The sequence below is a fragment of the Streptomyces sp. DT2A-34 genome (assembly GCF_030499515.1).
Classification (GTDB): domain Bacteria; phylum Actinomycetota; class Actinomycetes; order Streptomycetales; family Streptomycetaceae; genus Streptomyces.
This window is the reverse complement of the sequence record NZ_JASTWJ010000001.1, coordinates 6,744,019-6,769,064: the sequence shown is the minus strand read 5'-3', so window position 1 is coordinate 6,769,064 and position 25,046 is coordinate 6,744,019. Positions and strand designations below refer to the sequence as shown.

Here is a 25,046-nt window from a genome sequence, read left to right as displayed (position 1 = left end):
CCGCAAGGTCAGAGGGCGTCCGCCTCGTCCTTGATCCCGTCCCAGCGCCCGGGCAGATCGGCTTCCACTGCCGCCGCCCGCTGCTCCTCACGCCCGTACAGCAGCCCGTACGTGAAGGCACTCTCCCCCGCCGCGTGCGCCACCGCGGACAGCTCGCGCAGGGTCTGGCGGGCCATGACGCTGTCCTGGTGCTCCCCGAGCAGGTTCTGCAAGGACTTCACGGTCTTGGTCAGGGCCTTGGCGGACTTGCCCAGGGCCGGGGTGGCCGCCTCCGCCGCGTAGCGGGTGCGCTTGGCCTTCTTGCGGGCCTCGTGGATGGCGGTGTCCCGGTCGGTGCCGGGCTCCAGCTCCAGGGCCTGCTCGACGAGCGCGGACACCTTGCCGAAGTCCTTGCGCACGGCCTTGGGGAGCACCTTGCCGGGCTTCTTCCCGGCCGCCCTCAGCAGCGGCGGGTCGGCGAGCATCCCGTCCAGGGTGTCGAGCAGGGCCAGGTAACGGCGGGAGTCGAGGACTCCGATCAGCCGGCCGCTCGCCCCGCCCGGCCTGTCACCCGCCCAGTGGCTCAGCCGCTCGGCGACCGGACCGGAGACCAGCGCGTGGGGCACCTCATCGAGAGCCGCCGACAGGCGTTCGTTCAGCACCTCCCGGTCCCGGTCCATGCCCAGCTCGCCGGCCAGCCACTTCAGCTCGTCGCCGATCGGGTCGGTGACGGCCCGGTCCAAGACTTTGCCGTACGACTTGAAGGTGCTGCGCAGCCGGCGGGTGGCGACGCGCATGCTGTGCACGGAGTCCTCGACGTCCTGGCGTACGGCCGGGTCGAGCTCGACGATCGCGTCCCGCTGAGCACGGACGTACGCGAGCACGTGGTCGCCGGAGGTGACAGGGCCGTCGAGCGAAGCGGAGGAACGCTTCTTCTTGGGCGCGGTCTCCGCAAGGGCGCGGGCCAGCTTCGAGGAGGACGCGGACGGCCGTACGCCCGCCTTGCGCAGCCGCTTCTCCACCTTGTCGAGGAAGGCCGGGTCACCGCCGTCGGCGAGCTCCACCTCGATCTCGGTCCACTGGGCGTCACCGACGCCGCCACTGAGCCGCTCGGCGTGCACGGCGTCCATGCTGACCTCCGCCAGCAGCCGTCCCTGCGCGTCGAGGAGGTCACGCACGTCACGGTCCGAGCGCAGCCGGACCACGGGCAGCAGGTCGACCTCCCGGACCCGGGAGCGGACCAGAGCGGCGAGCTCGTCGGGGAGGGTGTCGGAGAGCGGGGCGCGGACCTCGTCGCGGACGCCCTCGGAGACGGGGAACTTCAGGTGCCAGCCCGCGTCCGATCCGCCGGTGCGGCGGCGCAGGGTGATCGAGGACGCGGTGAGGCGTTCGTCCGCGGTGTCGTAATAGGTGGCGTCCAGGTGAGCCACACCTTTGTCGATGACGGCTGCGACCCCGGCGACGCCGGTCAGGTCGGGAAGACCGCTCTGGTCGGATTCGTACTTCCGCTCGATCTCGCGCTTTGTGTCCGCCATGACCCGAATCTAGTGGGAGTCACGACGTGGTGACAGGGCCTACCAGCCATGAACCCCAGGTAAACCAACTCGTTCCTGGGGGGCGGCAACCGCAGCAACCCCGCCCCCGCCGCAGGCCTACGCGGACATCGGACGCTGCACCCGGATCGACTGCAGCAACCCCACCGCCACCCACACCGCGAACATCGACGACCCGCCGTACGACACGAACGGCAGCGGCAGACCGGTCACCGGCATGATCCCCAGGGTCATCCCGATGTTCTCGAACGCCTGGAAGGCGAACCACGCCACGATCCCGGCCGCGACGATCGTCCCGTACAGCTCGGTCGTCTCGCGTGCGATACGGCAGGCCCGCCACAGGATGACGCCGAGGAGCAGGATGATCAGCCCGCCGCCGATGAAGCCCAACTCCTCCCCCGCCACCGTGAAGACGAAGTCGGTCTGCTGCTCCGGCACGAACTGGCCGGTCGTCTGCGAGCCGTGGAACAGCCCCGCGCCCGCCAGCCCGCCCGAACCGATCGCGATACGGGCCTGGTTGGTGTTGTAGCCGACGCCCGCCGGGTCGAGGCTGGGGTTGGCGAAAGCCGCGAAGCGGGCGATCTGGTAGTCGTCCAGGACACCCAGCTGCCAGACCGCGATGGCGCCCATCGTCCCCGCGCCGATCAGCCCGAAGACCCAGCGGTTGGAGGCCCCGGACGCGAGCAGCACGCCCAGCACGATCACCACCATCACCATGACCGAGCCGAGGTCGGGCATGAGCATCACGATCAGCATCGGTACGGCGGCCAGGCCCAGCGCCTGCACCACCGTGCGGTGGTCGGGATACTGCTTGTCCCCCGCGTCCACTCTCGTCGCCAGCAGCATCGCCATGCCCAGGATGATCGTGACCTTCACGAACTCCGAGGGCTGGAGGGAGAAGCCGCCGGGGAGCTTGATCCAGGAGTGGGCGCCGTTGATCGTGGAGCCGAGCGGGGTGAGCACCAGCAGGATCAGGAAGACCGACAGCCCGTACAGGATCGGCACCGCCGTGCGCAGGGTGCGGTGACCCAGCCAGACCGTGCCGACCATCAGGGCGAGGCCGATGCCGGTGTTCAGCAGGTGCCGGACCAGGAAGTAGTACTGGTCGCCCTGGTTGAGCTCGGTGCGGTTACGGGTCGCCGAGTACACCAGGAGCGTGCCGAGCAGCGACAGGGCCAGCGCCGCCAGCAGTATCGGCCAGTCGAGCCGGCGGGCGAGTGAGTCGCGGGCGAACAGGCGGGTCCAGCCCGCCTGTTCGGGCCCGTACCCGGAGACCTGGAAGCTGTTGACGCCGGTCATGTGAGCAACCTCCGGCTTCCCCGCCTGCGGCTCCTGCCGCGCCTGCGCCGGGTGTCCCGGTTCTCGGCCGTCGGCGTCGCGACCGTCCCGGCGAGCTGCTGCCCTTCCGGCGCGGCCTCGTTCTCCTGGCTGGCCCGCTGCTCCTTCGCCGGGTCCTTGGAGACCTTCGGCGAGGCGATGGTCCCGTCCGTGCGGACCTTCGGCAGGCTCTTCTGGGGCGTCGGCAGCAGCGCGTTCTTCTTGTTGATCGTGCCGTCGTCGGAGACGCCGTACAGCGCGTCGTAGATGTTGCGCACGGCCGGACCCGAGGCGCCGGAACCCGTACCACCCTGGGAGATCGTCATGACGACCGTGTAGTCCTTGGTGTACGTGGCGAACCACGAGGTCGTCTGCTTGCCGTAGACCTCCGCGGTACCGGTCTTGGCGTGCATCGGGATCTTGTCCTGCGGCCAGCCGACATCGGCGAACCGCCAGGCGGCGGTACCGCGGGTGGCGACGCCGGCGAGGGCGTCGTCCATCTCGGCCAGCGTCTGCCGGCTTATGGGCAGCTTGCCGTGCGACTTGGGCTCGATCTCCTGGACGGTCCTGCCGTCGGCGCCGACGACTGCCTTGCCGACGGTCGGGTCGTACAGGGTGCCGCCGTTGGAGATGGCCGCGTAGATGGTGGCCATCTGGATGGGGGTGACGAGGGTGTCGCCCTGTCCGATGGAGTAGTTGACCGAGTCACCGGCGCGCATCCGGTTGCCTTCGAGGCAGTTCTCGTAGGCGATCTGCTCGGCGTACGAGCCGCCCTTCTTGCCGTACTTGCACCAGGCGTCCTTGTTGGCCTTCCAGTACGCCTGCTTCCACTGGCGGTCGGGGATACGGCCCGTGACCTCGTTGGGGAGGTCGATGCCGGTCTCCGCGCCGAGGCCGAACTGGTGGGCGGTCTTGTAGAACCAGTCGTTGGCGTTCTTCTTCGGCTTGGTGCCGCCGTCCCGCTTCCACTCCTCGTGTGAGAGGCGGTAGAAGACGGTGTCGCAGGAGACCTCCAGGGCGCGGCCGAGGCTGATCGGGCCGTACCCCTTGGACTCGAAGTTCTTGAAGACCTGGCCGCCGATCGAGTACGAGCTGGAGCATTGGTAGGGGCCGTCGAAGGAGTAGCCCGCGTTGACCGCGGCGGCCGTGGGGACGACCTTGAAGATGGAGCCGGGCGCCGACTGGCCCTGGATCGCGCGGTTGAGCAGCGGGTAGTTGGAGGCTTTGCCGGTGAGCTTCTTGTAGTCCTTGGCGGAGATGCCGCCCACCCAGGCGTTCGGGTCGTAGGTCGGGTTGGACGCCATGGCGACGATGCGGCCGGTCTTGGCCTCCATCACGACGACCGCGCCCGAGTCGGCCTTGTACTTCTCACCCGTGTTGCGGTCCCACTCCTGGCGGGCCTTCTTCATCGCGTCGTTCAGCTCGTACTCGGCGACCCGCTGCACGCGGGCGTCGATGCTGGTGACGAGGTTGGAGCCGGCCTGAGCGGCGTCGGCCTCGGCCTGGCCGATGACCCGGCCGAGGTTGTCGACCTCGTAGCGGGTGACGCCGGCCTTGCCGCGCAGCTCCTTGTCGTACTCGCGCTCCAGGCCGGAGCGGCCGACCTGGTCGGAGCGCAGGTACGGCGAGTCGGTGTCCTGGGCCTCCTGGAGCTCCTCGTCGGTGACCGGTGAGAGGTAGCCGAGGACCTGGGCGGTGTTGGCCTCGCCGGGGCTCGGGTAGCGGCGGAGGGCCTGCGGCTCGGCGGTGATGCCGGGGAAGTCCTCGGCGCGTTCACGGATCTGCAGGGCCTGCTTGGGCGTGGCCTCGTCGGTGATGGGGATCGGCTGGTACGGCGAGCCGTTCCAGCACGGCTGGGGCGTCTCGGCGTCGCACAGCCGGACCTTCTCCATGACCTCCTTGGGGGTCATGCCCAGGACAGCGGCGAGCTTGGTGAGGACGGCCTTGCCGTCGTCCGGCATCTTCAGCAGGTCGGTGCGGGAGGCGGAGACCACCAGCCGTGTCTCGTTGTCGGCGAGGGGCACTCCGCGCGCGTCCAGGATCGAGCCGCGGACGGCGGGCTGGACGACCTGCTGGACGTGGTTGCCGGACGCCTCCTTGGCGTAGGCGTCGCCCTCGCGGATCTGCAGGTACCACAGGCGCCCGCCGAGGGTGCCGAGGAGGGAGAGGACGAGGACTTGGATGACGATGAGCCGGATCTGGACGCGTGGCGTCCGGCCGGTCTCGGGGATGTTGGTCACTGCTGCTGCCTCCCCCTCTCAGTGCGAGTGCCAGTGCGGATACGGCTGTGTGTGTACGAGTGGTGAACGAAGGGGCCGTGAGGCCGGGTTCCACATGGGCTCACTCGTTCCGGTGAACTCCGCTGCCCTCACAGCCGCTTGACCCCCTTGATGCGCCCGGCGCGCGCCGTCCGCGCCCGCCCGGCCTTCGTCTTCAGACCGTTCCTCATCCCGCTGAGCCCGCCGCGCTGGCCGCCGATGCGCAGGCCGGTACCGCCGGAGAGCCAGCCCGAGGAGATGCTGGGCTTCTTCGCCTGGGAGTTGGTCTCGGCGAGCGGGTCGTTCTCCGCGCGCCGGGCCAGCGCCATGATCCCGGGCACCACGAACGGCGCCAGCAGCAGGTCGTACAGCGCGGCAGTGAACAGCAGGCTGCCGAGCCCGACATGGCGGGCTGCGGTGTCGCCGACGAGGGCGCCGACACCGGCGTACAGCAGAGTCGCTCCGATCGCGGCGACGACCACGACCACCATCGGTCCGGTGGCCGACTTGAGCCGGCCGTTGTCCGGCTTGACGAGCCCGGCGAGGTAGCCGATCACGCACAGCACCAGCGCATAGCGGCCGGCGGCGTGGTCGGCGGGCGGGGCGAGGTCGGCGAGCAGGCCGGCGCCGAAGCCGACGAGGGCGCCGCCGACATGGCCGTAGACCATGGCGAGGCCCAGGACCGTGAGGAGCAGCAGGTCGGGGACGGCGCCCGGGAGGTGGAGGCGGGCGAGGACGCTCACCTGGAGCACCAGGGCGACGACGACCAGGGCGGAGGAGAGCAGGATCCGGTTGACGCGCATGTGGCTTCAGCTCCTACTGCTCTTGCTCGTACTGGGACTGGCCGTCGACCGGGGGCACGCCGGACGGCGTGACGGTCACCGTCACGGTAGGCGTGGGGGTCGGCTCGGGTTTGTCGGGGAGCACCGTGTCGCGCGGGTCCTTTGTCGGGGCCTGGACGACGACGCCGACGATGTCGAGCTTGCTGAAGCCGACGTACGGCGTGACGTACAGGGTGCGGGTGAGGTTGCCGCCGGACGGGTCGACGCGGGAGACGACGCCGACGGGGACGCCGGGCACGAAGGGCTTGTCGGCCTGGGAGCCGAAGGTGACGAGACGGTCGCCCTTCTTCACCTCGGCCTTGCCGTTGAGGAGTTCGACGCGCAGCGGCCGGTCGCCCTGGCCGGAGGCGAAGCCGAGCTCGTCGCTGGCCTCCATGCGGGTGCCGACGGTGAAGTCGGGGTCGTTGGCTAGGAGCACGGTCGCGGTGTTCGGGCCGACGGTGGTGACCCGCCCGACCAGCCCGTCCCCGTTCAGGACGGTCATGTCGCGCTGGATGCCGTCGTTCGCGCCGGCGTCGATGGTGATCGTCCAGGAGAAGCCCTGGGCCGCTCCTATGGCGATGACCTCGGCGCCCTTGATGCCGTACTGGCCCTGGCCCGCGATCTTCAGCATCTTGTCCAGCTGCCGCAGTCGGCTGCGGTCGCGGTCGTCGCTGCCGAGCTTCGCCTTGAGGGCGGCGTTCTCCTGTTCCAGCCGGGCGAGCCGGTCGTGGCGCTCGCCGGAGTCGCGGATCGCGGCGACCGCGTTGCCGACCGGGTCGACCGCCGAGGAGACGCCGTTCTCGATCGGGCCGAAGACCGTGGCGGCGGCGGACCGGGCGCCGTCGACAGGGGAATCCTCACCACCGCGGATGTCCACCGTGATCAGCGCGAACGCGATGGCGATCAGCAGCACCAGGAGCAGCCGGCTCTCTCGTGTGTCCCTCACGTGCGGCGGCCGTGCCCTTCCTCATAGGAATTGCGGAAACCCCTGGGAAACCCGAAGGGTTCTGTATACGGAGTTTGTCTGCGAAGGTTTCGAGGCTCTTCGGGGAGCTTATGCCTCTATATCAACGATCCGCCGTACGAGAGGAGATCATCCCGTACGGCGGAATCGAAGAGTTACGTCATCTGCGCGGCTGGGCGTCCAGCACCTGCTGCAACGCCTCGAACTCCTCGACGCACTTGCCGGAGCCGAGCGCCACGCTGTCCAGCGGGTCCTCGGCGATGTGGATCGGCATGCCGGTCTCGCGGCGCAGTCGCTCGTCGAGGCCGCGCAGCAGGGCGCCGCCGCCGGTCAGAACGATTCCTCGGTCCATGATGTCGCCGGACAATTCCGGCGGGCACTTGTCGAGGGTCGTCTTCACCGCGTCGACGATGGCGTTGACCGGTTCCTCGATGGCCTTGCGCACTTCGGCCGCGGAGATGACGACGGTCTTCGGCAGACCGGAGACGAGGTCCCGGCCGCGGATTTCGGTGTGTTCGTCTGCGTCGAGGTCGTACGCCGAACCGATCGTGATCTTGATCTGCTCGGCCGTCCGCTCACCCAGCAGAAGGGAGTACTCCTTCTTGATGTGCTGGATGATCGCGTTGTCCAGCTCGTCGCCCGCGACGCGGATGGACTGGGCGGTGACGATGCCGCCGAGGGAGATGACCGCGACCTCCGTGGTGCCGCCGCCGATGTCGACCACCATGTTGCCCGTGGCCTCGTGGACCGGCAGGCCGGAGCCGATGGCCGCGGCCATGGGCTCCTCGATGATGTGCACTTGGCGGGCGCCGGCCTGGGACGACGCCTCGATGACGGCGCGGCGCTCGACGCCGGTGATGCCGGAGGGCACACAGACGACGACCCGCGGACGAGCCAGATACCGCCGCTTGTGGATCTTCAGAATGAAGTAGCGGAGCATCCGCTCGGTGATCTCGAAGTCGGCGATCACGCCGTCCTTCAGCGGACGTACGGCAACGATGTTGCCGGGCGTGCGCCCGATCATCTTCTTCGCTTCGGCACCGACCGCGAGGATGCCACCGGTGTTGGTGTTGATCGCGACGACGGACGGCTCGTTGAGTACGATCCCGCGACCCCTGACGTACACCAGCGTGTTGGCGGTCCCGAGGTCGACAGCCATGTCACGGCCGATGAACGACATTGAGTTCCCCATCAGGATTCGTCTGGCCTTCCTGGGAGCTTTTGATGGCTTTTCAGGTCGGCGAAGTGGGTGCTGTGACGTGAAGGGTTCCATCGTAGACGCGCCTTCGCGAACACTGCGGGAGGGTCTTCGCCATTGTCATCAGATGGCGAGTCGCCCCGCTTGTGGAGACGGGCCATCGGGGGCACTCGTTCCCTCGATCGCCGCGCATATGCACTCGGGTGTGGAGACTTCAGTCCCCACACCCTTTCGGTTCAACCGCCGCAGGCGCTACGCCCGGCCCGGAAAGAAGATCTTCACCTCGCGCTCGGCGGACTCCTCGGAGTCGGAGGCGTGGATGAGGTTCTCGCGGACGATCACACCGTAGTCACCGCGGATGGAGCCAGGCGCTGCGGCGATCGGGTCGGTCGGGCCCGCGAGCTGACGCAGCCCCTCGATGACCCGCTCGCCCTCGACGATCAGGGCGACGACCGGGCCGGAGGCCATGAACTCCACCAGCGGCTCGTAGAAGGGCTTGCCCTTGTGCTCGCCGTAGTGCTGCTCCAGCGTCTCCTGGTCCAGCGTGCGCAGCTCCAGCGCGGTGATCTGCCAGCCGGCCTTGCGCTCGATACGGCTGATGATCTCGCCGGTCAGGCCTCGACGGACGGCGTCGGGCTTGAGGAGGACGAGGGTGCGCTGGCTCACAGGAGGGCTCCTTCTTACTGCCGGTAGTGCGGTGGGACGAGGTTACAGGGCGTGTCCAGGAGCTTGTTACGCAGTGTCAGCTTGCGCTCAGGGGCATTCAGGCGTATTCAGGCGCCGGACGGGCTGCCTTCGCCGGCCTGCGCCGCGAATCTCGCCTTCGCCTCGTCGACCTTCCGGCCGTAGTGCACCGACGCCCACCACAGCGCCGCGAAGATCGCGCCCAGGAAGAACATCGTCGGGACGATGAAACCGGAGGCGATGAGGGCGATCTGCAGAGCCCAGCCGAGGGCGACGCCGCCGGGCCGGGTCACCAGGCCGCACAGCAGCACGCACAGGAACATCGCGATGCCGCTGACCGTCCACACCGTCGACATGGACAGGTCGGGATCCTTCATGGCGACCAGACCGGCGAAGCCGATGACGAAGAACTCGCCGATCAGAGTCGAGGAACAGAGCGTACGCATCCTTGGACTCAGCCCTTCCCCAGCAGCAGCCGGGCTTCGCCGACCGTGATGACGGACCCGGTGACCAGCACACCGCCGCCCGCGAACTCGCCCTCCTCCTCGGCCAGCGTGATCGCGGCCTCCAGGGCGTCCGGCAACCGAGGCTCGACCTGCACGCGTTCGTCACCGAACACCTCGACGGCGATGGCGGCGAGTTCGTCGGCGTCCATCGCGCGGTGCGAGGAGTTCTGCGTGACGACGACCTCGGCGAAGATCGGCTCGAAGGCCTCCAGCAGCCCCCGCACGTTCTTGTCGCCGCTCGCGCCCACGACCCCGATCAGCCGGCTGAAGTCGAAGGCCTCCCCGACCGCCTCGGCGGTGACCCGCGCGCCGGCCGGGTTGTGGGCCGCGTCGAGCACGACGGTCGGCGACCGCCGTACGACCTCCATCCGCCCCGGCGAGGCGACGGCGGCGAACGCCTTGCGGACGGTGTCGATGTCGAGCGGCTCGGCCCGCGCGGCACCGACACCGAAGAAGGCCTCCACGGCGGCGAGAGCGACGGCGGCGTTGTGCGCCTGGTGCGCGCCGTGCAGCGGCAGATACACCTCGGTGTACTCACCGCCCAGCCCGCGCAGGGTCACCAACTGCCCGCCGACGGCGACCTGCCGCGACACGACGCCGAACTCGAGCCCCTCCCGGGCCACGGTCGCGTCGACCTCGACGGCCTTCTTCAGCAGCACCTGCGCCGCGTCCACCGGCTGCTGAGCCATGATCACGGTGGCGTCCTGCTTGACGATCCCGGCCTTCTCGGCGGCGATCTCGCCGGGAGTTTCGCCGAGCCGGTCGGTGTGGTCGAGGTCTATGGGCGTCACGACGGCGACATCACCGTCGATGACGTTCGTGGCGTCCCAGGAGCCGCCCATGCCCACTTCCACGACGGCGACATCGACGGGCGCGTCGGCGAAGGCGGCGTACGCCATGCCCGTGAGCACCTCGAAGAAGGACAGCCGGTACTCCTGCGAAGCGTCGACCATCTCGATGTACGGCTTGATGTCGCTGTACGTCTCGATGAAGCGCTCGGCGGAGATCGCGGCGCCGTCCAGGCTGATCCGCTCGGTGATCGACTGGACGTGCGGTGAGGTGTAGCGGCCGGTGCGCAGCTCGAAGGCGCCGAGGAGTGCCTCGATCATGCGGGCGATCGACGTCTTGCCGTTGGTGCCGGTGATGTGGATCGAGGGGTACGACCGCTGCGGCTCGCCCAGCACGTCCATGAGCGCGGCGATGCGGCTGACCGACGGCTCCAGCTTGGTCTCGCCCCAGCGGGTGGCGAGCTCCGCCTCGACCTCGCGCAACGCCTTGTCGACCTCGGGGTCCTCGGGGCGCGCGGGCACGTCTGCGCTCGGGGCTCCGCCCTGGGTGCGCAGGGTGCGGCTGCCGGCCTCGATGACCGCGAGGTCGGGGTCGCGGTCGGTCTCGGCCGCGATGATCTCTTCGAAGGGGTCGAGGGGGTCGGGCTCGTTCTGGTCGCTCACGGGGCCAGTCTACGGAGGGGGACTGACAGTGCGCCCAGGGCCCACGCGGCGGAGCCGCATATCGATACAGCCCCGCGCCCCCAAAGGTCGGCGAAAGCCCCCGGCGCCAGCAAGCACCGGGGGCCTTCACAGCCGTAAAAACTCCTACGCCTGCGGCAGCCGCTCCAGCTGCGCGGCAATCCGCGCGATGTCCTCGTCCGCCTTCGCCAGCCGGCCGCGGATCTTCTCCACCACCTGGTCCGGCGCCTTCGCCAGGAACGCCTCGTTGCCGAGCTTGGCCGTGGCCTGGGCCTTCTCCTTCTCGGCCGCCGCCAGGTCCTTCGCGAGGCGCTTGCGCTCCGCCGCGACATCGATCGCGCCGGACAGGTCCAGGGCGACCTCCGCGCCCGCCACCGGCAGCGTCGCCGTGGCCGTGAAGGCATCGCCCTCCGGCTGGAGGCGCAGCAGCTGGCGGATGGCCGGCTCGTGCGGGGCGAGTGCGGTGCCGTCCAGGGTCAGGCGGGCCGGGACGCGCTGGCCCGGCTGCAGGCCCTGGTCGGCGCGGAAGCGGCGGACCTCGGTGATGACCTGCTGGAGAACGGCGATCTCCTGCTCTGCCGCCGAGTCCCTGAAGCCACTGTCCTTCGGCCAGTCGGCGATCACGACCGACTCGCCGCCCGTGAGGGTGGTCCACAGGGTCTCCGTGACGAACGGGACCACCGGGTGCAGCAGCTTGAGGGTGACGTCGAGGACCTCGCCCAGGACGCGCTTGCTGACCTCGGCCGCCTCGCCGCCCGCCTGGAACGTCGTCTTGGACAGCTCGACGTACCAGTCGAAGACCTCGTCCCACGCGAAGTGGAACAGCGCGTCCGACAGCTTGGCGAACTGGAAGTCGTCGTAGAACGCGTCGACTTCGGCAACGACCGAGTTCAGCCTCGACAGAATCCAGCGGTCCGTCGACGACATCTTCGACGGGTCCGGCAGGGGCCCGTCCACCGTCGCGCCGTTCATCAGCGCGAAGCGCGTGGCGTTCCAGATCTTGTTGGCGAAGTTGCGGGAGCCCTGGACCCAGTCCTCGCCGATCGGGACGTCGACGCCCGGGTTGGCGCCGCGGGCGAGGGTGAAGCGGAGCGCGTCGCTGCCGTACTTGTCCATCCAGTCCAGCGGGTTGACCGCGTTGCCGAAGGACTTCGACATCTTCTTGCCGAACTGGTCGCGGACCATGCCGTGCAGGGCGATGGTGTGGAACGGCGGGGTGCCGTCCATCGCGTACAGGCCGAACATCATCATCCGGGCGACCCAGAAGAAGAGGATGTCGTAGCCGGTGACCAGGACGGAGTTCGGGTAGAACTTCGCGAGCGACTCGGTTCTGTTCGGGCCAGCCGAGGGTCGAGAAGGGCCACAGGCCGGAGGAGAACCAGGTGTCGAGGACGTCGGTGTCCTGACGCCAGCCCTCACCGCTCGGCGGCTCCTCGTCGGGGCCGACGCAGACGACTTCGCCCTCCGGGCCGTACCAGACCGGAATGCGGTGGCCCCACCACAACTGCCGCGAAATACACCAGTCGTGGAGGTTATCGACCCAGTCGAAGTACCGCTTCTCCATCTCCTGCGGATGGATCTTGACCTTGCCGTCGCGGACCGCGTCACCGGCCGCCTTCGCCAGCGGGCCGACCTTGACCCACCACTGCATGGACAGGCGCGGCTCGATGGTGGTCTTGCAGCGCGAGCAGTGGCCGACCGAGTGGACGTACGGCCGCTTCTCCGCGACGATCCGGCCCTCGGCGCGCAGCGCGCCGACGATGGCCGAGCGGGCCTCCAGGCGGTCCAGGCCCTGGAAGGGACCGTGGGCGGTGATGACCGCGTGCTCGTCCATGATGGTCAGGGACGGCAGGCTGTGCCGCTGGCCGATCTCGAAGTCGTTCGGGTCGTGCGCCGGGGTGACCTTGACGGCCCCGGTGCCGAACTCGGGGTCGACGTGCTCGTCGGCGACGACGGGGATACGGCGGCCGGTGAGCGGCAGCTCGATGTCACGTCCGACGAGGTGGCGGTAGCGCTCGTCCTCGGGGTGGACGGCGACGGCGGTGTCACCGAGCATCGTCTCGGCGCGGGTCGTCGCCACGACGATGGAGTCGTCGCCGTCGCCGTACCGGATGGAGACGAGCTCGCCGTCGTCGTCCTGGTACTCGACCTCGATGTCGGAGATGGCCGTAAGACACCGGGGGCACCAGTTGATGATGCGCTCGGCGCGGTAGATCAGCTCGTCGTCGTAGAGCCGCTTGAAGATGGTCTGGACGGCCTGGGAGAGGCCCTCGTCCATGGTGAAGCGCTCGCGCGACCACGCGACGCCGTCACCGAGGCGGCGCATCTGGCCGCTGATCTGCCCACCGGACTCGGCCTTCCACTGCCAGACCCGCTCGACGAACGCCTCCCGGCCCAGGTCGTGCCGGGACTTGCCCTCCTTGCCGAGCTCACGCTCGACGACGTTCTGTGTGGCGATACCGGCGTGGTCCATGCCGGGCTGCCACAGCGTCTCGTAACCCTGCATGCGCTTGCGGCGCGTGAGGGCGTCGATGAGGGTGTGCTCGAAGGCGTGCCCGAGGTGGAGCGAGCCCGTGACGTTCGGCGGCGGAATGACGATCGTGTACGGCGGCTTGTCGCTCTTCTCGTCCGCCTCGAAGTAACCCCGCTCTACCCAGCGCTCGTACAGCGGCCCCTCTACGTCGGCCGGCGCGTACTGGGTCGGCAGTTCGGTGTCGGGCGCTGGTGGCTGCTGCTGAGCGTTCTCGGTCACGCGCTCAGTTTAGGGGTGTCCCGGGCGTGTCCCGAAACGCGATTCTTCTGTAACGGTGGGCACCCCGATGCCGTGCGTTGTCTGTGTCTGCGCCAGGATGTCAGGAACACATAAGCATCTGGAGGGGAACCCAGAAATGAGCTACAACCAGCCGGGCCCGTACGGCGGGCAGCCCCAGCAGCCCGGACCGTACGGCCAGCCGGGTCCGTACGGCCAGCAGCCGCAGGCGCCCCAGCCCGGCTATGGCTACCCCCAGCAGGCTCCTCCGGCCCAGCCCCAGCCGGGGTACGGCTACCCCCAGCAGCCGCCACAGGGCGTTGCGCCCCAGCAGCCGTACGGCCAGCAGCCCGGATATGGCCAGCAGCCGCCCTACGGCCAGGCCCCCTACGGGATGCCGCAGCCGCCGGCTCCGGGTGGCGGCAACAAGAAGACCGGCCTGATCATCGGCGCGGTGGCCGTCGTGGTTGCGATCGGCGTTGGGGCGTACTTCGTGCTCGGCGTAGGCGGTGGTGCGGGCAACAGCGCCGTCTCGGAAGACACCAAGGGCTACAAGCTGACGCTTCCGTCGACCATCGGCGAGTACAAGAAGTCCTCGCCCGGCGCGAAGGAAGGCGCCCTGACCGGTGAAGACAAGAAGGACGCGGAGTCGATCGGAATCCAGGGCGCGCACCGCGCCCAGGCCAGTTACTCCACCTCGTCCGGCGACAGCACCATCCCCACCGGCCAGGCCATGAGCTTCGAGGGCTACTACGGCGACATCTCCGACCCCGATGCCGCCATCGACGGGTACTTCGCGCTGGCCGAGAAAAAGTTCTCGGACAAGGAGAGCGGCTCCAAGACGAAGACCGAGCTGATCGGTGACCCCGAGCCAGTCGAGCCGGACGGGTTCGAGGGTGCCCTGATGAAGTGCCAAACGGTGAAGTTCACCAACAGCGACCCCCAGCCCGGAGCACCGAGCAGCTTCGAGGTGCCCTCATGCGTCTGGGCCGACTACAGCACGCTCGGCCTGGTGCAGGCCGTCGATATGACCAAGGCCCTGAAGGGCGGGCAGACGTCCACGGTCGAGGAGGCCGCGGCGGAGGCCGTGAAGGTGTACAAGGCCACGCGCACGAAGGCGTAGCAACACCGGACACGAGCACCCAAGAGGGCCCCGAGCCGATCAGCTCGGGGCCCTCTGCGCGTACCAGGCGTGTGGGACGGCGCGGCGCTACGCGTTCTTCTCGTGGAGGCCGTCGTCAAAGCCTAATGCTGCGCGTCGCAAGGGAGGCGGGCGTCGGTCGAGTGACGCACGCCGGCTTCGCCAGGGCATGGGTGCTCACCCTGTCGCCGCATCCCGGCCGTTCGTTGGACTCGCTTTCGATCTTCGCTGGTCCTGTCGGTCGGCATCTGGGGCGACCACAGCACCCTGGGCGTGATCATTCACGTCGACATGGCGAGTGCGATGGCCTGCAAGGGCGCCGACCTGGAGAGTGCGGCTGAACTGACGGCTAAGGTCCGCAAGGAAGTGCGCGACAAGGCATAGCACGCCGCCCGTAGGCCGGGACGTTGACACACTCCCCAGCATCCCGGATGCCATTGCCCAGCGCGTACGACACAGTTCCCACGCGCTCACACTCCGAGATCCAGGTCACACCCGATCAAAATGTGGTGCACAATGATCAACTCTTGGACAAAATTCCCCTGACAGGTTCACGCAAACTCACCATGGGGGAATAGTGCTCCACCGGGCAGGCTTGGTCGCTGCTGCAACCGCAGCCGCACTCGCCGTTTCGCTGTCATCAGCACCGGCCTCAGCCGCCACCACGAGCGGCTGCAATGCATACCTCATTCCGGACTTCAGGGCTTATGGCTACGCAGATGTGACATGGGGAGGAAAGAACACCATCTCGGCCCTGGCGCTCTACGTCAAAGACATAGATGCCGATGGGCATTCGGTAGGAATCCGCCTGCACACCGTGACGCGCGACAACAATGATCACTACTGGTCGTGGCACAGGAACTATGGTGGCAACGGCTCAGGCATCACTTACGGGACGTCAGCCACCGACAGCAACGGGATCATCGCGGCACGGGCCCAAGTCGGTGTCTTCGAAGGCAGCAGTCTACTAGCTTCTTGCTACACGAGTGCGGTCACCAACCCGTACGCCTAGACGAGGGGCCGCATCTAAGAAGAGGGTGTCCGGCGAGACTCGCCGGACACCCTCTTCGCTTGTACAGGAGCCGCTTACGCCGTCTTCTGCTCCCCCGACCCCCGACCCCGCGCATCCCGCGGAATCAGCGTCGGGTTCACGTTCGAGTGGACGACGTCCGCCGTGATGACGACCCTCGCCACGTCCTTCCGCGACGGCACCTCGTACATCACCGACATCAGGACCTCCTCCATGATGGCGCGCAGGCCGCGCGCGCCGGTCTGGCGGAGGATGGCCTGGTCGGCGATGGCCTCCAAGGCCTCGCGCTCGAAGTCGAGTTCCACGCCGTCGAGTTCGAAGAGGCGCTGGTACTGCTTGACGAGTGCGTTGCGGGGCTCGATGAGGATCTGGAGGAGGGCTTCCCGGTCCAGGTTGTGCACGCTCGTGATGACCGGGAGGCGGCCGATGAACTCCGGGATCATGCCGAACTTGACCAGGTCCTCGGGCATGACGTCCTCGAACTGGTCCTTGGCCTCCAGCTCGCGCTTGGAGCGGATCGTCGCGCCGAAGCCGATGCCCTTGGCGCCGGCCCGGGACTCGATGATCTTCTCCAGACCGGCGAACGCGCCGCCCACGATGAACAGGACGTTCGTCGTGTCGATCTGGATGAACTCCTGGTGCGGGTGCTTGCGGCCGCCCTGCGGCGGGACCGAGGCCGTCGTGCCTTCCAGGATCTTCAGCAGGGCCTGCTGGACGCCCTCACCGCTGACGTCCCGGGTGATCGACGGGTTTTCACTCTTCCGCGCGACCTTGTCGATCTCGTCGATGTAGATGATCCCGGTCTCGGCTTTCTTGACGTCGTAGTCGGCCGCCTGGATCAGCTTCAGCAGGATGTTCTCGACGTCCTCGCCGACGTATCCCGCCTCCGTGAGCGCCGTCGCGTCGGCGATGGCGAACGGGACGTTCAGCATGCGGGCCAGGGTCTGCGCCAGCAGGGTCTTGCCGGAGCCCGTGGGGCCCAGCAGCAGGATGTTGGACTTCGCCAACTCGATGGCGTCCTCGCGGCTTTGACCGCCGCCGTTCTCGCCTGCCTGGACGCGCTTGTAGTGGTTGTAGACGGCGACGGAGAGGGCCTTCTTCGCCGCCTCCTGGCCGACCACGTACCCCTCGAGGAACTCGTAGATCTCGCGTGGTTTGGGCAGTTCCTCCCAGCGGACCTCACTGGTCTCCGCGAGTTCTTCCTCGATGATCTCGTTGCAGAGATCGATGCACTCGTCGCAGATGTACACACCAGGGCCTGCGATGAGCTTCTTGACCTGCTTCTGGCTCTTGCCGCAGAACGAGCACTTGAGCAGATCGCCGCCGTCACCGATGCGTGCCACGGTGTGCTTCCCCTTCGCCGTGGAGACGACTGGACGTTTTCGAATCCAGCGGCTCCTGGTGCTGCCTTATGTCCGACGGTACCTTGCCTGGCCCCCCGTTCGGGCCCCCCTTGGCGCGGTTCACTTTGACGTGCACCGTCCCAAACCGTGCCAAGGGGCAGCAGACACTACCGGTCCGCGTCAGCGAACGTCGGCGTTGTTCATCTTCCGGGTGGAGATGATCTGGTCGATCAGCCCGTACGAGAGCGCGTCCTCGGCCGTGAGGATCTTGTCGCGCTCGATGTCCTCGCGGATCTTCTCGATCGGCGTGGTGGAGTGCTTGGCCAGCATCTCCTCCAGCTGCGAGCGCATCCGCAGGATCTCGTTGGCGGCGATCTCCAGGTCGGAGACCTGACCGCGGCCCGTCTCGCTGTACGGCTGGTGGATCAGCACACGGGCGTTCGGCAGGGCCATGCGCTTGCCGGGCGTGCCGGCGGCCAGCAGGATGGCGGCGGCGGAGGCCGCCTGGCCCATGCAGACCGTCTGGATGTCCGGCTTCACGAACTGCATCGTGTCGTAGATGGCCGTGAGCGCGGTGAAGGAGCCGCCGGGGCTGTTGATGTAGACCGAGATGTCCCGGTCGGGGTCCATCGACTCCAGGCACAGCAGCTGCGCCATGACGTCGTTCGCGGAGGCGTCGTCGATCTGCACGCCGAGGAAGATCACGCGCTCCTCGAACAGCTTCGCGTACGGGTCGTACTCGCGGATGCCCTGCGAGGTGCGCTCGACGAAGCGCGGGATGACGTACCGGGACTCGGCCACGGGGCCCGCGTACTCGGCGCGCGTACGGTCGTACAGGCCGTTGGCGGGGAAGTCGTTCACTGTCTGTCTCCTAGGGGCTGAGGCGGTCGGCTGGGGGCTGTACTGGGGCCTCAGGCCCCGGTGCCGCCGCCGCCCGGCATACCGGCGGCCGTTTCCATCACGTCGTCGATGAGGCCGTACTCCTTGGCCTCGTGGGCGTCGAACCAGCGGTCGCGGTCCGAGTCCCGGGTGATCTGCTCGATCGTCTGACCGGTGTGCTGCGCCGTGAGCTCGGCCATGCGCTTCTTGGTGTGCAGCAGCCGCTCGGCGTGGATCTTGATGTCGGAGGCCGAGCCGGCCAGGCCCGCGGAGGGCTGGTGGATCAGGATCTCGGCGTTCGGCAGCGCGAAGCGCTTGCCGGGGGTGCCCGCGCTGAGCAGGAACTGGCCCATGGAGGCGGCGAGGCCCATGGCGATGGTCACCACGTCGTTCTTGATGTACTGCATGGTGTCGTAGATCGCCATACCGGCCGTGATCGAGCCGCCGGGGCTGTTGATGTAGAGGTAGATGTCCTTTTCCGGGTCAGCGGCAAGGAGCAGCAACTGCGCGGTGATCTTGTTCGCGATGTCGTCGTCGACCGGCTGGCCGAGGAAGATGATCCGCTCGTTGAGCAGCCGGTTGTAGACCTGGTCGCCGAGGCCACCACCGATGGAAGGCTCGCCGGCGGCGGAGGGCATCAGATTCGTCACGTATCCACCTGCTCGTCTTACGACGGCGCCGGGCCGTCTTACGTCTTCTGCGGGCAACGGGGGCTCCCCTGCCCTCATATTCATGGACCCTAACGCGGTGGCCCTGCGCTGCAATCCCGGTTCAGCGGGTGTTCGCTGTCAGCGCATGCGCTCCGCTGGGTGGGGCGGATTTCTCGCCGTAGCTCCGCTGGTCAGTGGGTGGCCGCGGGTTGTGTGTGGTTGCTCGCGCAGTTCCCCGCGCCCCTTAAGGGGCGCTGCACGCAGCCGTACGACAGAAGGGCCCGGGGGCGCTATGCGTCCCAGGGCCCTTCCTACGAGCTACAAAGTCCCGTGGGCTCAGCCCTCGGTCTTCTCCTCGGTGGCCTCGTCGGCGGCGCCCTCGGCGGCCTCGACCGTCTCCGTGGCCTGCTCGACCTCTTCCTCGTCGTCCAGGTCGATGACCTCGCCGTTGGTGTCCTTGACCGTGGCCTTCTCGACCACGACGGCCAGGGCCTTGCCGCGGGCGACCTCGCCGACCAGGAGCGGAACCTGGCCGCCCTCGACGACCGCCTGGGCGAACTGGTCGGGGGACATGCCGGAGGAAGCGGCGCGGCGCATGAGGTGCTCGGTGAGCTCCTCCTGGTTGACGTTCAGCTTCTCCTGCTTGACGAGCTCGTCGAGGACGAACTGCGTCTTGATGCCCTTGACCGCGGCTTCCTTGGTCTCGGCGTCGAACTCCTCCTCGGTCTTGCCCTGGATCTCCAGGTACTTCGCGAGGTCGAGGCCCATCTGGCCGAGCTGGTGGTGCTCGAGGTTGTGCTTACGGGTGTTGATCTCGTCCTCGAGCAGCTTCTCGGGGACGGGCACCTCGACGAGCTCCAGCAGCTTCTCCAGGACGCGCTCCTGGGCCTGCGTGGCCTGGTCGTACTGCTTCATGTTCTCGAGGCGCTTGCGGCTGTCCGCCTTGAGCTCGTCGAGGGTGTCGAACTCGGAGGCGAGCTGCGCGAAGTCGTCGTCCAGCTCCGGCAGTTCACGCGCGGCGACCTGGGTGACCTTGACGGTGACCTCGGCCTCCTTGCCGGCCGCCGAGCCGCCCTTGAGCTCGGAGGTGAAGGTGGCCTCAGCCCCGGCCTCCAGGCCCTTCACGGCGTCGTCGATGCCATCCAGCAGCTCGCCGGATCCGATGGTGTAGGAGACACCCTCGGCGACGCCGTCCTCCAGGACCTCGCCGTCGACCTTGGCCTGCAGGTCGATCGTGACGACGTCGCCGTCCTCGGCGGCGCGCTCGACCGGGGAGGTCGAGGCGAAGCGCTCGCGGAGCTGCTCGACCGACTTCTCGACGTCCTCGTCGGTGACCTCGACGGCGTCGACCTCGACCTCGATGCCGGAGTAGTCCGGGATCTCGATGGTCGGGCGGACGTCGACCTCGGCGGTGAAGTTCAGCGTCTCGCCGTCCTTCAGCTCGGTGATGTCGACCTCGGGCTGGCCCAGGACGTTGAGCTCGGCCTCGTTGACCGCCTCGGTGTAGAACTTCGGAAGCGCGTCGTTGACCGCCTCCTCCAGGACCGCACCGCGGCCGAACCGCTGGTCGATGACGCGGGCAGGGATCTTACCCTTGCGGAAGCCCTTCACCGTGACCTGCTGGTTGATCTTCTTGTACGCCGCGTCGAGGCTGTCCTTGAGCTCCTCGAAGGGCACCTCGACAGTGAGCCGAACCCGAGTCGGGTTCAGGGTCTCCACGGCGCTCTTCACGGTTCGGTCTCCTTGTGGCTGACTTCTTGGGTTCTGCCGGAGCCAGACTGGTCCGGCAAATTCGCCGCCCGGAGGACTTCGTGACTTCGTACGGAGAGACACACGGGCGTGCAGCTTGCATAGTAACGGCAGCGGCGACACGCCCCAAAGGCGATCAAGGGACGCGATCACCCGAGGTCGTCGCGCGAATGGCCGGTGTGGACCCGGTCGTGGTCGGGGTGGCGGGATTTGAACCCACGGCCTTCCGCTCCCAAAGCGGACGCGCTACCAAGCTGCGCCACACCCCGTGCTGGTGCGACACGTAGGGTACATGCCCGCAGGCAGTGGGTCCGCCGCATTTCGCCGACGCCGGCCGCGGGACCGGGCGTGCGGCAATGGGGTGTGCGTCGAAGGGGCGTGACCCGCTACGATGCCTGCAGTGCCGCGGTCACCTGATCTGCGGCGCGTCCTGTGCGGGCGTAGCTCAATGGTAGAGCCCTAGTCTTCCAAACTAGCTACGCGGGTTCGATTCCCGTCGCCCGCTCTGTACGGCTCAGGGCCAGGTCAGAGGGTTAGTCCCCGACCTGGCCCTGATCATTTCCCGGTGCCGGGTCTCACAGTGTGCGTACGTCCACGGTGTAGACGGAGCGGATGCCGTACGGGATGTAGAGGGCGTCGCCGACGAGGACCAGCGGGGCGGCGCCGGTGGAGCCGGTGAGATCGAGCAGGCCGCTGTCGTCTCGGCCCGGGCTGGTCGCGACGACTTTGCCGGTGCGCCGGTCGATGGTGGCGAGGCGGCCGCTGGGGGACGCCAGGTACAGGCGGGTGGCGGAAGCGGACGGGGCTCCCGACTTCTCCACCGTGGAGTCGGTCTTCCAGAGCTGGCGTCCCGTGCTCGGGTCGACCGCGCGGACACTGCCGCCCGGGAGGGTGAAGTACAGGGTGCCGCCCAAGAGGTGGACGGTCGCTTCCTCGGGCTGGGCCGGGGAGAGCCGTACGGTCGTCAGGACGTGCGACTTGGCGTTGATCAGGGTCACCGTGCGGTGGTCGCCGAGTGCGCTCGCCAGCACGAGGCGGCCGTCCGCCTGTCCGGCGAGGTCCTGATCGCCCTTTGCCTTTACGGTCCAGTTGGGCCGTCCGGTGGCCGGATCGAGTGGCGCGATGCTCGTGCCGGTGATTTCGGTGCCGGTGAAGTGCGCGCAGACCAGGTACGCGTGCCGCGCCACGCTGCGCAGCAGACAGGGCTGATTTTCCGGGTCGGACAGCGGACGCTTCCAGCGGACCTTGCCGTCGTCGGCGTCGAGGAGGGCGTAGTACTTCGACTCGTTGCCGTAGGTGGCGATGATGCCGGCGGGTATGGCGGTGGAGGCGCCGTGATCACTGCTCGGCTCTGTGGCCGCGTCGCCGTCGCCGGTGACGGTCTTCCAGATCACCTTGCCGGTCTCGGCGTCGAGGGCCTGGACCGTGTAGCGGGTCCGGGACAGCCCTTCAGTGCCGATGGGCCGGTCGTCGGCGCCGTAGACGTACACCCGGCCGCCGCGGGCGGCGATGATCGTGCCGGCGGAGCTTCCGCCGAGGTCGTCCGCCGTCTCGTCGATGGGCCGGGCCCAGGTGTTACGGCCGTCGGCGAGGGCGAAACGGGTCGCCATGACGTCGTCGCCGGCGCACACCAGGGACCTGCCGGTGGCGGCGCAGCGGTTGAACGGGTTGCTGGCGCCCACCGGCTCCTTGTCGACGCTCGGGTCCTTCGATGTCTTGCGCCAGTTCTGCCAGCCGGTCGGCAGGTTCCCGGGGTCGGCTTCGTCACCGCCCGTGACGGCGACCGTGGTCGCGGTGACGGCGGTGAGGAGGGCGGCGCCCAGTGCGGTGGCCAGCCACAGGCGCCGGCGGCGCTTCGGTCGTCGTACGGGAGGGGGCGTCTCCTGCGTCGCGGGGGTGGGATCCGGCCTCGGCTCGGGGACGTGGCCGTCGCGCAGCAGGCCCAGCAACTCGTCCGGTGTCGGGCGGGACTTGGGGTGCTTTTCCAGGCAGAGACGGACGAAGGGGAGCAAGTCGGGCGGTACGTCGTCGAGGTCCGGGGTGCCGTCGACGACGCGTACGGCGGTCTCGTAGGGGCTCGGGCTGTCGAACGGGCCGTGACCGGTGGCGGCGTACGCGACGACCGAGCCGAGGGAGAAGACGTCGGCGGCCGGACCCACGTCCTGGGGGGAGGAGAACTGTTCCGGGGACATGTAGGGCGGGGTGCCCATCACGCGGCCGGTCTGGGTGAGGACGTCCTGGGCCGCGAACTCGGCGGCGCGGGAGATGCCGAAGTCGATGACGCGGGGGCCGTCCTCGGCGAGCATCACATTGGCCGGTTTCAGGTCCCGGTGGACCATGCCGGCGCGGTGGATGTCCCGCAGGGCCTCGGCGAGGCCGGCGGCGAGTTCGCGCACCTTCGGCAGGGGCAGGGGGCCGTGGCGGCGGACGTGGGTGCCGAGGTCCTCGCCCGGGATGTAGAGCGTGGCCATCCAGGGGCGCGGCGCGTCGGCGTCCGCGTCCACGACGGGAGCGGTGAAGGCGCCACTGACCTGGCGGGCGGCGGCCACCTCGCGGCGGAAGCGGGTGCGGAACTCGTCGTCGTCGGCGTACTGCGCGTGCACGACCTTGAGGGCGAGGCGACGACCGGAGGCGGAGCGCGCCAGGTAGACCACGCCCATGCCACCGGAACCGAGACGGTCCTCGATCCGGTAGCCGCCCACCTCCGGCGGGTCCGTCTCGCGCAGCGCCATCCGTACGTTCCCCCGTTCCGGACCGTTCGACGATCACGAACGAGGGTATCCGTACCCTTCCAGGCGGCCCCACGGACCCTAGAACTGGATGGAGTTGATCGTCTCCGCTATCGAGTTGAGGAACCGCTGGATGTCGTCGGCCATGCCGGTCGAGGCCAGGAAGAAGCCGAACAGCACGGCGACGACGGCGGGGCCGGCCTTCAAGGATCCGCCACGGATCAACACCACCAAAATGATCGCCAACAGCAACACAACTGACAGCGAAATGGCCACAACAGATCACACCCTCGGTCGGTCCGCTCTCCCGGCCCGGGGATGCACCCCGCGCACCCCCGCCAGAACCATCGTGCCACCAACCGGGCTCCGCTATGCGGCACGTGACGTTTCGTTCGCCACACCTGTGCCGGATCCGTGCGGACCCTCGGCCCGCGCCGACCTCTCACGTTGTACCCGTACAGCATTTCGAGGGGACACTCGCGCAGGGAATTCGGCGGGATCGTTTCCATCAACACACAACGTGTTCGCGGGTATTTCGAATTCTCCGCACTCTGATCATTCCACCGGAGTCAGCTCCTGCCCATATGCACCCCTTAGTCCGGATGAATCCGGACAAGACGGGTGGCCAACAGGTGTCCGACAGGTGCACGTTCGTCGTACACACGCGGTCGAGCGCAATAACCAGGAATGACCTGGCGGGTTTTACGAAAACACACAGACAACGCTAGGGTGCCTCAGATGTTCCACGCTGCCTCGTCCCCCGCATGCGCAGCAAAGTCCTGGATCGCCTCCCCCGGCTTCCGGCGGGAGGGTCTGTGACGGACTCACTGCGACCGCACGGCTACAACAGAGCGCCACTCCCCCCGGCACAGTCACCGGCGGACGGAGTGCCCAGTCCGCGCTCGCCGCACAACAAGAAGGCTCAGGCGAACAACAGACCCGCGTCCAGCGGTGCCAAGCAGCGCGACGCGTTCTTCGACAACGCCAAGTACCTGGCGATCGTGCTCGTGGCCATAGGACACGCCTGGGAGCCGATCAAGGGCGACAGCCGGACCCTGGAGGCCGTGTACACCGTCGTGTACACCTTCCACATGCCGGCGTTCATCATCATCTCCGGCTTCTTCTCACGCAGCTTCGACGCCAGCCCCAGCCGGATGAAGCGGCTGATCACCGGCGTCGCCGTGCCGTACATCGTGTTCGAGACGGCGTATCCGCTCTTCAAGCGCTGGATCGACGAGGACCCGAGCCAGGAGATCAGCCTCCTGGACCCGTGGTACCTGACGTGGTTCCTGTGCGCGCTGTTCATCTGGCGGATGACCACCCCCATCTGGAAGATGGTGCGCTGGCCGCTGCCGATCGCCCTCGGCCTCGCCATGGCGGCGACGGTCACCCCGGAGATCGGCGACGACCTGGACCTGCAGCGGGTGCTGCAGTTCCTGCCGTACTTCGTGCTGGGCCTGATCATGAAGCCCGAGCACTTCCACATGGTGCGCACGCGCACGGTGCGGATCCTGTCCGTGCCGGTGGGCGCGGTGGCGCTGGCCTTCGGCTGGTGGGCGGTGCCGCGTATGAACACCGCGTGGTTCTACCACCGTGACGCGGCGCAGGAGCTGCACGCCCCGTGGTGGAGCGGGCCGGTCATGGTGCTGGCGATGTTCGGCTGCTCGCTGCTGCTGACGGCCTGCTTCTTCGCCTGGGTGCCGCGTCGGCACATGTGGTTCACGGCGCTCGGCGCGGGGACGCTGTACGGCTATCTGCTGCACGGGTTCTTCGTGAAGGCCGGGGACTACCAGGGCTGGTTCGAGGCCGCCTGGCTGCACCGGCCGCTCGGCGAGATCTTCGTTACCGTCTGCGCGGCTGTCGGTGTGACGCTGCTGTGCACCAAGCCGGTGCAGCGGGTGTTCCGGTTCGCGATGGAGCCCAAGATGGACTGGGCGTTCAAGCGGGACGCGGCGGAGGTGGCCCGGGAGCGCGAGAAGCGTGAGGGTGCGGCCAAGCGGGAGAAGGTCAACGCCTGAGCCGAC

18 protein-coding genes, 2 tRNA genes and 1 pseudogene are annotated in these 25,046 nt (G+C 68.3%); 4 read left to right on the top strand and 17 right to left on the bottom strand.

From position 1 onward, the window contains the following. Positions 1-8 precede the first annotated feature (8 nt). The 10 genes and pseudogenes from QQM39_RS30440 to QQM39_RS30395 all read right to left on the bottom strand — a co-directional run bounded on the left by QQM39_RS30440 (position 9) and on the right by QQM39_RS30395 (position 13,504). Complete coding sequence (locus QQM39_RS30440) at positions 9-1,514, bottom strand: CYTH and CHAD domain-containing protein (RefSeq protein WP_302000742.1); 1,506 nt, start codon at positions 1,512-1,514, stop codon at positions 9-11. A 117-nt stretch (positions 1,515-1,631) separates the two neighbouring features. Further along, a complete protein-coding gene (gene rodA, locus QQM39_RS30435; protein ID WP_302000741.1) occupies positions 1,632-2,831 on the bottom strand; it encodes a rod shape-determining protein RodA in 1,200 nt (399 codons plus the stop codon). Next, positions 2,828-5,089: a penicillin-binding protein 2 gene (gene mrdA / locus QQM39_RS30430; RefSeq protein ID WP_302000740.1), complete on the bottom strand. Its 2,262-nt coding sequence runs from the start codon at positions 5,087-5,089 to the stop codon at positions 2,828-2,830. Before mrdA ends, rodA begins: the two co-directional genes overlap by 4 nt. 128 nt (positions 5,090-5,217) lie before the next feature. Next, positions 5,218-5,910 (bottom strand): rod shape-determining protein MreD, encoded by a 693-nt coding sequence (gene mreD, locus QQM39_RS30425; protein WP_302000739.1) that lies wholly within the window; start codon positions 5,908-5,910, stop codon positions 5,218-5,220. A 13-nt stretch (positions 5,911-5,923) separates the two neighbouring features. After that, positions 5,924-6,877 (bottom strand): rod shape-determining protein MreC, encoded by a 954-nt coding sequence (mreC, locus tag QQM39_RS30420; protein ID WP_302000738.1) that lies wholly within the window; start codon positions 6,875-6,877, stop codon positions 5,924-5,926. 178 nt (positions 6,878-7,055) lie between these two features. Further along, positions 7,056-8,075, bottom strand: a complete 1,020-nt coding sequence (locus QQM39_RS30415) for a rod shape-determining protein (protein ID WP_004931372.1) — start codon at positions 8,073-8,075, stop codon at positions 7,056-7,058. Between the two features lie 270 nt (positions 8,076-8,345). Continuing rightward, positions 8,346-8,759, bottom strand: a complete 414-nt coding sequence (gene ndk / locus QQM39_RS30410; RefSeq protein ID WP_128428483.1) for a nucleoside-diphosphate kinase — start codon at positions 8,757-8,759, stop codon at positions 8,346-8,348. Between the two features lie 107 nt (positions 8,760-8,866). After that, positions 8,867-9,223: a DUF4233 domain-containing protein gene (locus QQM39_RS30405; RefSeq protein WP_302000737.1), complete on the bottom strand. Its 357-nt coding sequence runs from the start codon at positions 9,221-9,223 to the stop codon at positions 8,867-8,869. 8 nt (positions 9,224-9,231) lie between these two features. Further along, positions 9,232-10,734, bottom strand: a complete 1,503-nt coding sequence (locus tag QQM39_RS30400; protein WP_302000736.1) for a folylpolyglutamate synthase/dihydrofolate synthase family protein — start codon at positions 10,732-10,734, stop codon at positions 9,232-9,234. Between the two features lie 144 nt (positions 10,735-10,878). After that, positions 10,879-13,504, bottom strand: a pseudogene (locus QQM39_RS30395) (valine--tRNA ligase). A 136-nt stretch (positions 13,505-13,640) separates the two neighbouring features. Between QQM39_RS30395 and QQM39_RS30390 the strand changes: the two are divergent. Both QQM39_RS30390 and QQM39_RS30385 read left to right on the top strand, forming a co-directional pair. Next, on the top strand, positions 13,641-14,624 hold the full coding sequence (locus tag QQM39_RS30390; protein ID WP_302000735.1) for a hypothetical protein: 984 nt from the start codon (positions 13,641-13,643) through the stop codon (positions 14,622-14,624). Positions 14,625-15,237: 613 nt separating this feature from the next. Next, the gene (locus QQM39_RS30385; protein ID WP_302000734.1) at positions 15,238-15,654 is read left to right on the top strand and encodes a hypothetical protein; all 417 of its coding nucleotides are present in this window, start codon (positions 15,238-15,240) and stop codon (positions 15,652-15,654) included. 74 nt (positions 15,655-15,728) lie between these two features. On the opposite strand, the gene clpX is transcribed toward QQM39_RS30385, so the two are convergent. The 5 genes from clpX to QQM39_RS30360 all read right to left on the bottom strand — a co-directional run bounded on the left by clpX (position 15,729) and on the right by QQM39_RS30360 (position 20,562). After that, on the bottom strand, positions 15,729-17,015 hold the full coding sequence (clpX, locus tag QQM39_RS30380) for an ATP-dependent Clp protease ATP-binding subunit ClpX (protein ID WP_302000733.1): 1,287 nt from the start codon (positions 17,013-17,015) through the stop codon (positions 15,729-15,731). Positions 17,016-17,195: 180 nt separating this feature from the next. After that, complete coding sequence (locus QQM39_RS30375) at positions 17,196-17,876, bottom strand: ATP-dependent Clp protease proteolytic subunit (protein WP_302000732.1); 681 nt, start codon at positions 17,874-17,876, stop codon at positions 17,196-17,198. Between the two features lie 50 nt (positions 17,877-17,926). Beyond that, a complete protein-coding gene (locus tag QQM39_RS30370; protein WP_128428974.1) occupies positions 17,927-18,532 on the bottom strand; it encodes an ATP-dependent Clp protease proteolytic subunit in 606 nt (201 codons plus the stop codon). A 348-nt stretch (positions 18,533-18,880) separates the two neighbouring features. After that, a complete protein-coding gene (gene tig, locus QQM39_RS30365) occupies positions 18,881-20,275 on the bottom strand; it encodes a trigger factor (protein ID WP_302000731.1) in 1,395 nt (464 codons plus the stop codon). 210 nt (positions 20,276-20,485) lie between these two features. Then, positions 20,486-20,562, bottom strand: a tRNA-Pro gene (locus QQM39_RS30360). A gap of 165 nt (positions 20,563-20,727) precedes the next feature. On the opposite strand from QQM39_RS30360, the gene QQM39_RS30355 reads away from it, so the two are divergent. Continuing rightward, positions 20,728-20,798, top strand: a tRNA-Gly gene (locus tag QQM39_RS30355). A gap of 70 nt (positions 20,799-20,868) precedes the next feature. Here the strand turns inward: QQM39_RS30355 and QQM39_RS30350 are convergent. Together QQM39_RS30350 and QQM39_RS30345 are read right to left on the bottom strand one after the other, a co-directional pair. After that, complete coding sequence (locus QQM39_RS30350) at positions 20,869-23,025, bottom strand: PQQ-binding-like beta-propeller repeat protein (protein WP_302000730.1); 2,157 nt, start codon at positions 23,023-23,025, stop codon at positions 20,869-20,871. A 78-nt stretch (positions 23,026-23,103) separates the two neighbouring features. Continuing rightward, a complete protein-coding gene (locus tag QQM39_RS30345) occupies positions 23,104-23,298 on the bottom strand; it encodes a hypothetical protein (protein WP_030044846.1) in 195 nt (64 codons plus the stop codon). A 539-nt stretch (positions 23,299-23,837) separates the two neighbouring features. Between QQM39_RS30345 and QQM39_RS30340 the strand changes: the two genes are divergently transcribed. Next, positions 23,838-25,040, top strand: a complete 1,203-nt coding sequence (locus QQM39_RS30340; RefSeq protein WP_302000729.1) for an acyltransferase family protein — start codon at positions 23,838-23,840, stop codon at positions 25,038-25,040. Positions 25,041-25,046: the final 6 nt, after the last annotated feature.

Bases quoted from the DNA above. Each gene is read 5' to 3' on its own strand.
- QQM39_RS30370 (WP_128428974.1), bottom strand. From the start codon at position 18,532: ATGCCCTCCGCCGCCGGCGAGCCTTCCATCGGTGGTGGCCTCGGCGAC.
- QQM39_RS30350 (WP_302000730.1), bottom strand. From the start codon at position 23,025: ATGGCGCTGCGCGAGACGGACCCGCCGGAGGTGGGCGGCTACCGGATC.
- rodA (WP_302000741.1), bottom strand. From the start codon at position 2,831: ATGACCGGCGTCAACAGCTTCCAGGTCTCCGGGTACGGGCCCGAACAG.
- QQM39_RS30440 (WP_302000742.1), bottom strand. From the start codon at position 1,514: ATGGCGGACACAAAGCGCGAGATCGAGCGGAAGTACGAATCCGACCAG.
- QQM39_RS30405 (WP_302000737.1), bottom strand. From the start codon at position 9,223: ATGCGTACGCTCTGTTCCTCGACTCTGATCGGCGAGTTCTTCGTCATC.
- QQM39_RS30415 (WP_004931372.1), bottom strand. From the start codon at position 8,075: ATGTCGTTCATCGGCCGTGACATGGCTGTCGACCTCGGGACCGCCAAC.
- mreD (WP_302000739.1), bottom strand. From the start codon at position 5,910: ATGCGCGTCAACCGGATCCTGCTCTCCTCCGCCCTGGTCGTCGTCGCC.
- QQM39_RS30390 (WP_302000735.1), top strand. From the start codon at position 13,641: ATGAGCTACAACCAGCCGGGCCCGTACGGCGGGCAGCCCCAGCAGCCC.